The sequence below is a fragment of the Candidatus Abyssobacteria bacterium SURF_5 genome, from assembly GCA_003598085.1.
Lineage (GTDB): Bacteria > Abyssobacteria > SURF-5 > SURF-5 > SURF-5 > SURF-5.
On record QZKU01000093.1, the window covers coordinates 1 to 10819 of the forward strand.

Here is a 10819-nt window from a genome sequence, read left to right on the forward strand (position 1 = left end):
ACAGCTTGCGGCCGCTCCGACCTATAATAGCGCTTGACGGCCTCATTGCTGTATGAAATCAAGTAAAGAAGGGAAACTATGCCAGCGCCACCGTAACCCTTGAAGAGATTTTTCATCCGCTCCGAACTCAATCGGATTTCAAGCAAGTTCTCCCACAATGGAGTGCACGTGTTGGACAAAAAGAGAGGGTTTTGCAGCGCAATCAAGAGTAAGGATGCGACCCCAATTCCCAACCCAGTGTCTATCCTGCGGATTCTCGAATTCGATCGTTGCTGAACACTCTTCTTTTTCTCCTCTCCCTCCTTCAGAAGGGCCGCCTCCCCGACTCTTTGACAAAGGCGCTTCCTATTTGATTTTTTTGCGACTTTGTGATTAACTATCAATCCCACCTTTAGGAGAAGGCGCGGGCTTGCGCGGGGAGAAGAGTAGAGGACAGAACTATCTGATCCGCCAGGAATTATTCTATTCCATCCCCTTGAGAAAAAGGAGATTGCTGGACTGCTAAAAATCTCCTAGTCGAAGTTATGCCGAATGCCGCAGTCTCATTGACATGAATCGCCTGCTGCTTATCCCGTGCGAACTGTAATCAGGAAAAGATGAAATCCTATCAAGAAAAGGCGCTAGCCCATAGTACCGAAGATGGCAGATTTCAACTCCTCGCAGAACACCTTCAAGGAACCTCCAAATTATCCTCACATTTTGCGCAAAACTTTGGCTGTGCCGATTGGGCAGGCTTGGCGGGCTTATGGCACGACCTTGGCAAATATTCAGAGGATTTTCAGCGCTATATCAGGGGAAAGCCAGGGAAGATTGATCATTCAACATACGGGGCGATGAAGGCGTGCGAAAAGTTCGGGCTCCCCGGTCGCTTGATTGCCTACCTTATTGCCGGACATCATGCAGGGCTGCCCGATTGGCAATCCGAAGATTCCGGCTTATCTGGGCTCGCACAACGACTCGAAAACGCGAAACTCCGTGACATTGTAAACAACCTGCCCGAAAATATTCTCACCCAGAAGTTGCCGCCGGAGAAACCGCCCGCCGGTGCCGATCCCTCAATGTGGATAAGGATGCTCTTCTCATGCCTCGTTGACGCCGACTTTCTTGATACGGAGGCATTTGTGAATCCCGAAAAGTTCGCGAGCAGAGAGGGCTATCCTGAATTGAAGGAACTCCTGCCGTCATTCAATGCATTCATGCAGAGAAAAACTGCAAAAGCGGAGAAAACCACCGTCAACACAACAAGAGCGGAAATACTGCGCCAATGCATCTCGAAAGCATTCCTTGAGCCACATATTTTTTCCATGACAGTCCCTACGGGCGGTGGCAAGACTCTCTCCTCGATGGCGTTCGCCCTGAATCATGCCCTGGAACATGGCAAACGCCGCATCATCTACGTTATCCCATTCACAAGCATCATTGAACAGACTGCCGATCAGTTCAGGGAAATATTCGGCGACGCGGTCCTTGAGCATCACAGCAATATTGATTTCACGGAAGACGGGGAGCCTTTGAGGCGCAACCTTGCTGCCGAAAATTGGGACGCCCCAATAATCGTGACAACAACCGTGCAGTTTTTTGAGTCGCTTTATGCATCTCGGCCTAGTCGCTGTAGGAAGCTTCATAATATCGTCAATAGTGTTGTTATCCTCGACGAAGCACAGGTCCTTCCGCCCGACCTTCTCAACCCCATCCTGAAGGCATTGGCAGAGCTTTACAAGAATTATGGAGTGACGCTGCTGCTCACTACGGCAACCCAACCTGCGTTCTCGCCCAGACAATCTATTGATTTTGATTTTGCGGGGTTGCCTGGTATCCGCGAGATCATTGAAAATCCTGATCTTCTCCACGCGCGCCTAAAACGAGTAACTGTACAAATACCCGAAGACCTGCACCAGGAACTCGCATGGGAAGAACTCGCCCGACAGCTTTTGGAGCACCCGACGGTGCTATGCATTGTGAACCGGCGCGACGACTGCAAGAGACTCTACAGACAGATGCCTGACGGAACCATACATCTTTCGGCACTTATGTGCGGCGCGCATCGTTCGAAGGTCATTGCAGAGATAAAGCGGCAGCTTCAGGCGCTTATCCCAATTCGTGTCATTAGCACGCAACTGGTGGAGGCCGGTGTTGACCTTGATTTTCCGGTTGTATATCGGGCTATTGCCGGCCTGGACTCCATAGCCCAAGCCGCGGGCAGATGCAACAGAGAAGGCCAATTAGCATGGGGAAGCGTCAAGCTTTTTGTGCCAGAGGGTAAGGCCCCTGCAGGATATTTGAGGCAAGCTGCTGAAATCGGTCGGAGGTTGCTGATATCCACTGGAGAAGAAGACCCTCTTGCGCCGGAACGATTTACGAAGTATTTCCAAGAACTCTACTGGCTGCGCGCGGATAGGCTCGATGCCAAAGGCATACTGAAAGACCTCATGCCCGATCCGCAATTGCGTTTCAGTTTTCGAACGGCAGCCTCGAAATTCCAAATAATTGACGAAGCCCAACAGGCGACTGTGCTCGTTCGATACGTTGACGGAGTAAGGTTGATAGACTTGTTGAGAAAGAAGGGCCCCGAACGATGGCTGATGAGAAAGCTGCAAAGATATGTGGTCAACATCCCACGGTACAAGGTAAACGGACTCCTCAAGGGGGGGCAAATAGAAGAGCTTTTCCCCAGCATCTACGTTCAGTCGGACATCGGGCATTACGATCAAGTTCTTGGTTTTTGCCCCGAAAGTCAACCATTTGAGCCCGACGACCTGATTGTATAACGGGCATGAGGAAGGAGGTAAGAAAAGCAATGTCTCAACGGCGAAGTCGTCCCCTGCTTCTCAAGGTATGGGGGCAGAACGCATGTTTCACGCGTCCTGAAATGAAAGTAGAGCGTGTATCTTACGACGTAATGACCCCTTCTGCCGCGCGTGGGATTCTCGATGCTATTCTCTGGAAACCTGCCATCGCCTGGCATATTACGCAAATTGATGTGCTAAAGCCGATCCGGTGGGAATCCGTCCGGCGAAATGAAGTCGGTTGCGTCATGTCACCCCGCAGCAATGGTTTTTTTGTCGAGAAAGAACGACAGCAGCGCGCGGGGCTTTTCCTTCGCGATGTCGCCTACACAGTCCACGCTTACTTCGAATTGGTCGGCGGGGCGGGTTCCGCGGACAACGTTCCCAAGTTTGAAGAAATGTTCGCGCGAAGGATAGAAAAGGGTCAATGTTTTCATAGGCCCTATTTGGGATGCCGGGAATTTGCGGCGAATTTCGAGCCATGCATTGGCAAACCGCCGACTCCTGAACCAATCAATAAAGACCTTGGCTGGATGCTCTATGATATGCATTACGGCGCTGAAGAGCCCACGCCTCGCTTCTTCCGCGCGTTTCTTGAAGGCGGTACACTGAAGGTTCCGCCTTTCGACAGCGAGGAGGTGCGAGGATGATTTTGCAAGCGTTGGTTGGATACTATCGGCGCATTTCCCTCGAACGAAGTTTTGGAGTAGCCCCAAGAGGCTTCGAAGTGAAGGAAATTCCATTTATCATTACCATTTCAAAGGAGGGACAATTTCTAGGCATCGATGATACACGCGATAATGCGGGGAAGAAGGGAGCGCGAAAATACGTAGTCCCGAAGTCAGTGAAGAAGTCAGTGAATATAGCCGCAAACCTTTTGTGGGGGACCCCGGCATATGTTTTTGGAATGCCGAAACCGGATGAAACCAAAGCACCCGAAAAGCTCACTCAAAGAGCGGAGAAACAAAGACAAAGCTTCATCTCCAAAATAAGAGAAACATTCTCTGAACCTGTGACCGATCGAGGCGTGGCCGCTGTGCTGCATTTTCTTGAGGGCTCGGAACGAAACAAGGTATTCGGTCACCCCTTATGGCCGGAAATTCAAGAAACTGGTGCGAACCTCAGCTTCAAAGTAATGGGCGAAAATATCCTTGCCTGCCAGAGTGATGCAGTTGCAATGGCTATTGATTCAGCCAATCAAGAAGCGATAGGTGGTCGTCTGCAACCATGCCTCGTTATGGGCGAATTAGATGTCCCATCTCGCCTTCATGCTCCAATCAGAGGAGTTCGCGGCGCACAATCCTCCGGAGCAAATATAGTATCCTTCAACCTCAATGCGTTTAACTCCTATGGAAAAGAACAGGGATACAATGCGCCTGTGGGCGCGAAGGCCGAACATGCTTACACCACTGCCCTCAACCTCCTGCTGGCGAAGGATTCGAGGCAGCGCATTCAGGTTGGAGATGCCACGACTGTCTTTTGGGCCGAGCAGGCCCATAAGATGGAAGAGTGGTTCGCGGATTTTTTTGGTGAGCTTCCGGCAGACCAGTCTGAACAGGATAATGAAGCTGTTCGGACTCTCTTCCTTGCTCCCCGCATGGGAGCGCCTCCCCTTGAGGACGACTACACGCGGTTCTTTGTTCTCGGGCTTGCGCCCAATGCCTCCCGAATTGCTGTACGCTTCTGGTATGAAGGAACAGTGGGGGAGGTAGCTCGCAACATCAAACAACACTTCAATGATTGCTCGATAGTCCATGGGCCGAAAGAGCGAGACTATCTTTCAATATTTCGGCTGTTGGTTTCCACAGCGCAACTGGGAAAAGCTGAGAATATTCAACCTCTTCTCGCCGGAGAGATGATGAAATCAATTTTAAATGGCACCCCTTACCCTGCAACCCTGCTTTCGTCTGCAATAAGACGAATCAGGGCCGAGCAATCCAAAAATGATGCGAATGGAAAACCACTTCAAAATGTAACGTATCCCCGTGCATGTCTCATCAAGGGAGTTCTTGTGAGAAATGCGAGATACTACGACACGGGAGAAAAGGAGGTCGGCATGTCGCTCGACAGGGAGAATGCAAACGCTGGCTATCTGCTGGGACGCCTTTTTGCCGTCCTGGAGAAGGCGCAAGAACGCGCAAACCCGGGAATCAATGCAACCATAAGGGACAGGTACTATGGGGCGGCATCCAGTACGCCTCTTACTGCTTTTCCCCATCTGCTCAAACTCAAGAATCATCACATATCGAAACTCGAAAGCAGGGGAGAGGCTGTCAACCTGGAGAAGCAGATAGGGGAGATCATGGCCGGCGTCAAGGACTTCCCGGCGCTCCTAAACCTGCAAGACCAGGGAAAATTCGCCATCGGATATTACCATCAAAGAGAGGAATTCTTCAAAAAGAGAGATGCAAGAGACGGGGAGGAAGACCATGAATAATGCAATTGCCAACCGGTATGACTTCGTATTGCTCTTCGACGTGAAAGATGGAAATCCTAACGGAGACCCGGACGCGGGCAACCTTCCCCGCGTGGACCCGGAGACTGGACATGGGCTTGTCACTGATGTGTGCCTGAAGCGCAAGGTGCGGAATTACGTCGCTCTCGTTAAAGAAGAAAAACCCCCTTACGAAATCTATGTTAAGGAAAAAGCAATCCTGAATAAACAACATGAAAGAGCATATGAGGCGCTTGGAATCGACCTTGAGCCGGAGAGCAAGAAGAGAAAAGGCGGCGACAGGGTCAACGATGCCTGCGGATGGATGTGCAGCAACTTCTATGATGTTAGAACTTTCGGCGCTGTGATGTCATTGGGGGTAAATTGTGGACAGGTGCGGGGACCAGTGCAGCTGACTTTCGCCCGAAGCATAGATCAAGTAATACCCCTGGAACATAGCATCACTCGGATGGCCGTAGCCACCGAAGCCGAAGCCGAAAAACAGCAGGGTGACAATCGCACGATGGGCCGAAAATTCACACTCCCGTATGCTCTTTACAGATGTCATGGGTTCATCTCGGCTCCTCTAGCCGCACAAACAGGTTTCGGCGAAGAAGACATCAATCTTCTTTGGGAGTCTCTTAAAAATATGTTCGAGCACGACCGCTCAGCGGCTCGGGGTGAAATGGCGACAAGAAAACTCATTGCTTTCCGGCACGACAGCCAATACGGCAATGCTCCTGCACATGTCCTGTTCAACAGGCTCACCGTGAGTCGCGCCGATTCCACAAAGCCGCCCCGGTCTTTCAGCGATTATGAGGTCGGTCTTGATAGGGAGGGGCTGCCGTCAGGGATCACTATACTTGAAATGCTCTAAGGTTCGTTATGTTCACCGAAGATGATCTTTTGCCCATATCTGCGATTGAGCATCTGGTGTTCTGCGAGCGGCAGTGCGCCCTGATTCATCTGGAGCAGGTGTGGAGCGAGAACTTGTTCACGGCCGAGGGAAGAATCCTGCACAACAAAACTCATTCCGATGAGGCCACCGAATCGCGAGGAGACATTCGAATCGCGCGAGGACTGCGTCTGCATTCCCTCAGGCTCGGTCTTGCGGGCATGGCCGACGTCGTCGAGTTCCATAGAGTAAAAGAAACCCAATCTTCGGGCGAACAAATGTCTCCGGCGGTAACGCTTCCGCCGGCGGTCGCGTTGCCCGGCGTCAATGGCCTGTGGCGGCCGTTCCCCATCGAATACAAGCGCGGCAAGCTGCGGCACGAGGAAGGTTTCGAAGTGCAATTGTGCGCCGAAGCCCTCTGCCTCGAAGAAATGATGCATGTGCACGTGCCCGCCGGAGCCGTCTTCTACGGCAAAACCGTGCGCCGGCTGGATATCGTCTTTGATGCCGGTCTCCGCTCCAGAACCGAGGACGCTGCCGCGCGGCTGCACATCTTGTTTCGAGAGCGTAAGACACCAAAAGCGCGTTATGAGAAAAAATGCGATAAGTGCTCTTTGTTCTCCCTGTGCATGCCCAAGACAACTGGACTGCGCAAAGACGTACAGCATTATCTGAGAGACGCCATGTCATTCGGTGACCAGGCGAAAAGGAAAGGATCGTATTGAAGCTCTGGCCCGCGAAGGGAAAATTCGATTAATTCGTGGTTAAAGAAAATGAAACAACTTCTCAACACCTTGTTCGTCACGACGCAAGGCTCATACCTCTCGCGCGAGGGTGAGACCGTCCTCGTTCGCGTCGACCACGAGACCAAGCTGCGAGTCCCGATCCACACGCTCTCCGGCATCGTCTGCTTCGGGCAGGTCTCGTGCAGTCCGCCGCTCATGCAACTGTGCGGCGAGCGAAACGTCGCCATCTCGTTCCTCAGCGAGACCGGCAGATTCTGGGCCCGCGTGCACGGGCCGGTCTCGGGCAATGTCTTGCTCAGGCGCGAACAGTACAGGCGCGCCGACGATGAAGGCGTCTCGGCGGAAATCGCGCAGGCGGTCGTAACCGCGAAAATCGCTAACTGCCGCACCTCGCTTCTGCGCGCCCTTCGCGATCATCCCGACAATCCCGGAGCCCCGCGTATCGAGACGGCCGTGCGCGAACTCGCCCGCATCGCAAACAGTCTCAAGGAACCCATACCGCTCGAACGGATTCGCGGGCTCGAGGGCGAATCGGCGCGGACATATTTCAGCGTGTTCGACCATCTGGTTGTCTCGCAGAAGGAGGAATTCTTCTTTCGCGAACGCAGCCGCCGGCCTCCGCTCGACAACATGAACGCGTTGCTCTCGTTCCTCTACACGCTGCTCGTTCACGATGTGCGCTCCGCGCTTGAAGGAGTCGGCCTCGATCCCGCCGTCGGATATCTTCACCGCGATCGGCCGGGACGCCCCAGTCTTGCGCTCGATCTCATGGAGGAATTCCGCCCCTTTTTCGCCGACCGGCTCGCGCTCTCGCTCGTCAACCGCCAACAGATTCGCGGCAAAGGATTCAAGAGAAGTGAAACGGGCGCGGTCGTCATGGATGACGAGACAAGGAAAGAGGTTCTTATGGCATATCAGAAGCGCAAACAGGAGGAAATACAGCACCCGTTTCTCAACGAGAAATGCGCCATCGGAATTCTGCCGCACACACAAGCATTGCTGCTGGCCCGATATCTGCGCGGAGACCTCGAAGGATATCCGCCCTTCGTTTGGAGATGAGTCGCCATGATGGTCCTCATCACGTACGACGTGAACACGGAAACGGCCAAGAGCCGCAAAAGACTCAGGCGCGTCGCTAAATTATGCGAGAACTACGGTCAGAGGGTTCAGAAGTCCGTCTTCGAATGCCTTGTCGATCCGGCGCAGTGGGCTTCTCTGCGCCAGCGGCTGATCGATGAGATCAAGCTCGAAGAAGACAGCCTGCGCTTTTATTTCCTCGGAAAAAACTGGCAACCGCGCGTCGAACACGTCGGCCTCGAAACATCGTACGATCCGCAAGGGCCGCTCATTGTTTGATTTTCCGCCGCGCGAACCACAAGCACACAAACGGTTTCAGGGAGTTTCGCGAAAACTTATAAGTACGCATTAATTTTACGGTTTGCAGAGTGGTGGCGCTGAAGCAATAAGACGTTTTGGTAGAAACCCGCGAGGGTTCGCGAATGAATGGTTTGGAACCCCCGCGCCTCAATGTTTTTATTATGTCACAGTCGCGCCCCGCGGGGGCGCGTGGATTGAAACACTTGCCCTGTCCGCCTCGCCCGCCGCGTAGCAGGTCGCGCCCCGCGGGGGCGCGTGGATTGAAACTGTTTGTCGGCAATCAGGTCTGCGGTTATCCGGCGTCGCGCCCCGCGGGGGCGCGTGGATTGAAACAGTTTTACGGCCCCGCTGAAGTAGACATAAGATAGTCGCGCCCCGCGGGGGCGCGTGGATTGAAACATCTTTCCATCCTCCTTTATCCCAATTTCCCCACGTCGCGCCCCGCGGGGGCGCGTGGATTGAAACGACCGCCGAACATGATGTTGCATATCAAGAATTTGTCGCGCCCCGCGGGGGCGCGTGGATTGAAACCCGTTGCACCCGGTTTACCATCAGCAACACGTCGTCGCGCCCCGCGGGGGCGCGTGGATTGAAACACGAATATACCCGCTTTGGTTCGCCCGATGGTGACCGTCGCGCCCCGCGGGGGCGCGTGGATTGAAACCCGGATTCGTCAATCTCAGCAACGCACGTGAGATGTCGCGCCCCGCGGGGGCGCGTGGATTGAAACATCAGATCGTAGAGGATCGTCGCCGGATTCTCCGCGTCGCGCCCCGCGGGGGCGCGTGGATTGAAACCGTACCGGAGCCGTAGCTCGCGCCTTATCCCGTGTCGCGCCCCGCGGGGGCGCGTGGATTGAAACGAGCTTGAACGCTTCGCCCGTCAATTGCATACTGAGTCGCGCCCCGCGGGGGCGCGTGGATTGAAACTCGGTTGGAATGTTTGTGGAACTTGATGCCACAAGTCGCGCCCCGCGGGGGCGCGTGGATTGAAACGGCACATTTGGCGGGCCTGCCAGAACACTTTCCAGTCGCGCCCCGCGGGGGCGCGTGGATTGAAACCGCTTCGTCTACCGCGTAGACGGCCAGCCGTGGTGGGTCGCGCCCCGCGGGGGCGCGTGGATTGAAACGGGTAAACCGCTGGGGATCCTCAATGCCGGTTGCCGTCGCGCCCCGCGGGGGCGCGTGGATTGAAACCCTTATCCTCTATTAGCACATTAAGCAAGTTGCGTCGCGCCCCGCGGGGGCGCGTGGATTGAAACTGAGTCTCTATCGGGGATGGCGCGTGATCGAATTGTCGCGCCCCGCGGGGGCGCGTGGATTGAAACTCGCCCGACATGTTGCTCTTCCTGGCGAAGCGGCGTCGCGCCCCGCGGGGGCGCGTGGATTGAAACCATGCGCATGAGTTCGTTGGCGATGTCGCGCGCGTCGCGCCCCGCGGGGGCGCGTGGATTGAAACAATTGATCGTCGCCCCGGGCAGCGGCCGAATGAGTCGCGCCCCGCGGGGGCGCGTGGATTGAAACGGACGAGGTACAGACGGTCGACAAGTACGGCGCAAGTCGCGCCCCGCGGGGGCGCGTGGATTGAAACCGAGATGATCGTATGCGTTGTCGAGGTAGTTATACGTCGCGCCCCGCGGGGGCGCGTGGATTGAAACACAAATGTTACCGACATTTATCTCTCCCAACGTGTCGCGCCCCGCGGGGGCGCGTGGATTGAAACGGGTGCCGGACTGGGGACACCAACCTCGGCCTCCATGTCGCGCCCCGCGGGGGCGCGTGGATTGAAACGGCGAGGTAATCCAGGATGCAGTGCGAGGCTGCGTCGCGCCCCGCGGGGGCGCGTGGATTGAAACGCATATAGTGCGAGGACCTGTTACTAATTGAGAAGTCGCGCCCCGCGGGGGCGCGTGGATTGAAACAACCAGGAGTGGACGGAATGGACAAACATGGACGGGTCGCGCCCCGCGGGGGCGCGTGGATTGAAACTCGGCAGCCACGCGCGATGCAAAATCGGAATCTCGTCGCGCCCCGCGGGGGCGCGTGGATTGAAACGGACTCGGCGGACCTGTCGGACGAGAACACGGACGTCGCGCCCCGCGGGGGCGCGTGGATTGAAACGATTTTATCGGCGGGCGGAATCGGGTGTTGGCGCGTCGCGCCCCGCGGGGGCGCGTGGATTGAAACATGTTCAGGTCGGCCAGCGTCCTCGGTCGCGTCGGTCGCGCCCCGCGGGGGCGCGTGGATTGAAACAATATTGCGATTCTTGCGCTCGAGGCGGCGAAGGTCGCGCCCCGCGGGGGCGCGTGGATTGAAACCCTTTGATTCCTCGCATTGACCCGGCGCTTGAAAGTCGCGCCCCGCGGGGGCGCGTGGATTGAAACCATTTCCACATATCATTTCTCCTTTCCTGATTTCCGTCGCGCCCCGCGGGGGCGCGTGGATTGAAACAGTAACCACCGTCCCCGGTCCGCTTCCGCTGGGTCGCGCCCCGCGGGGGCGCGTGGATTGAAACTTAAATAAGCTCATGGTTGCGGCTCCTCACATTTGTCGCGCCCCGCGGGGGCGCGTGGATTGAAACG

General features: G+C 55.5%; 8 protein-coding genes and 1 CRISPR repeat array. Of the genes, 7 read left to right on the forward strand and 1 reads right to left on the reverse strand.

Features of this window, described 5'->3' with window-relative positions; translation table 11 throughout:
• Nucleotides 1-383 (reverse strand): hypothetical protein (locus tag C4520_13485; protein RJP19130.1); only part of this gene is annotated, 383 nt, incomplete at its 3' end.
• A 213-nt stretch (nt 384-596) separates the two neighbouring features.
• Between C4520_13485 and C4520_13490 the strand changes: the two genes are divergently transcribed.
• From C4520_13490 to cas2, 7 genes are read left to right on the forward strand one after another with little or no spacing between them, the layout of a single operon-like run.
• Nucleotides 597-2768: a CRISPR-associated endonuclease Cas3'' gene (locus C4520_13490; protein RJP19131.1), complete on the forward strand. Its 2172-nt coding sequence runs from the start codon at nt 597-599 to the stop codon at nt 2766-2768.
• A gap of 29 nt (nt 2769-2797) precedes the next feature.
• A complete protein-coding gene (gene cas5c, locus C4520_13495; GenBank protein ID RJP19132.1) occupies nt 2798-3436 on the forward strand; it encodes a type I-C CRISPR-associated protein Cas5 in 639 nt (212 codons plus the stop codon).
• Nucleotides 3433-5223, forward strand: a complete 1791-nt coding sequence (gene cas8c / locus C4520_13500) for a type I-C CRISPR-associated protein Cas8c/Csd1 (protein RJP19133.1) — start codon at nt 3433-3435, stop codon at nt 5221-5223. Before cas5c ends, cas8c begins: the two co-directional genes overlap by 4 nt.
• The gene (cas7c, locus tag C4520_13505) at nt 5216-6097 is read left to right on the forward strand and encodes a type I-C CRISPR-associated protein Cas7/Csd2 (protein ID RJP19134.1); all 882 of its coding nucleotides are present in this window, start codon (nt 5216-5218) and stop codon (nt 6095-6097) included. The genes cas8c and cas7c overlap by 8 nt, the downstream gene beginning before the upstream one ends.
• An 8-nt stretch (nt 6098-6105) precedes the next feature.
• Nucleotides 6106-6840 carry a CRISPR-associated protein Cas4 gene (cas4, locus tag C4520_13510; protein RJP19135.1) on the forward strand — a complete coding sequence of 245 codons (735 nt, stop codon included), beginning with the start codon at nt 6106-6108 and terminating at the stop codon, nt 6838-6840.
• A 48-nt stretch (nt 6841-6888) separates the two neighbouring features.
• Nucleotides 6889-7920, forward strand: a complete 1032-nt coding sequence (cas1c, locus tag C4520_13515) for a type I-C CRISPR-associated endonuclease Cas1 (protein ID RJP19136.1) — start codon at nt 6889-6891, stop codon at nt 7918-7920.
• A 6-nt stretch (nt 7921-7926) separates the two neighbouring features.
• A complete protein-coding gene (cas2, locus tag C4520_13520) occupies nt 7927-8217 on the forward strand; it encodes a CRISPR-associated endonuclease Cas2 (GenBank protein ID RJP19137.1) in 291 nt (96 codons plus the stop codon).
• A 190-nt stretch (nt 8218-8407) separates the two neighbouring features.
• A CRISPR array of direct repeats spans nt 8408-10818; the repeat unit is 32 nt; unit sequence GTCGCGCCCCGCGGGGGCGCGTGGATTGAAAC.
• Nucleotide 10819: the final 1 nt, after the last annotated feature.

Coding starts and splice junctions, on each gene's coding strand:
- cas5c (RJP19132.1), top strand. CDS start 2,798: ATGTCTCAACGGCGAAGTCGTCCCCTGCTTCTCAAGGTATGGGGGCAG.
- cas8c (RJP19133.1), top strand. CDS start 3,433: ATGATTTTGCAAGCGTTGGTTGGATACTATCGGCGCATTTCCCTCGAA.
- cas4 (RJP19135.1), top strand. CDS start 6,106: ATGTTCACCGAAGATGATCTTTTGCCCATATCTGCGATTGAGCATCTG.
- C4520_13490 (RJP19131.1), top strand. CDS start 597: ATGAAATCCTATCAAGAAAAGGCGCTAGCCCATAGTACCGAAGATGGC.
- cas2 (RJP19137.1), top strand. CDS start 7,927: ATGATGGTCCTCATCACGTACGACGTGAACACGGAAACGGCCAAGAGC.
- cas1c (RJP19136.1), top strand. CDS start 6,889: ATGAAACAACTTCTCAACACCTTGTTCGTCACGACGCAAGGCTCATAC.
- cas7c (RJP19134.1), top strand. CDS start 5,216: ATGAATAATGCAATTGCCAACCGGTATGACTTCGTATTGCTCTTCGAC.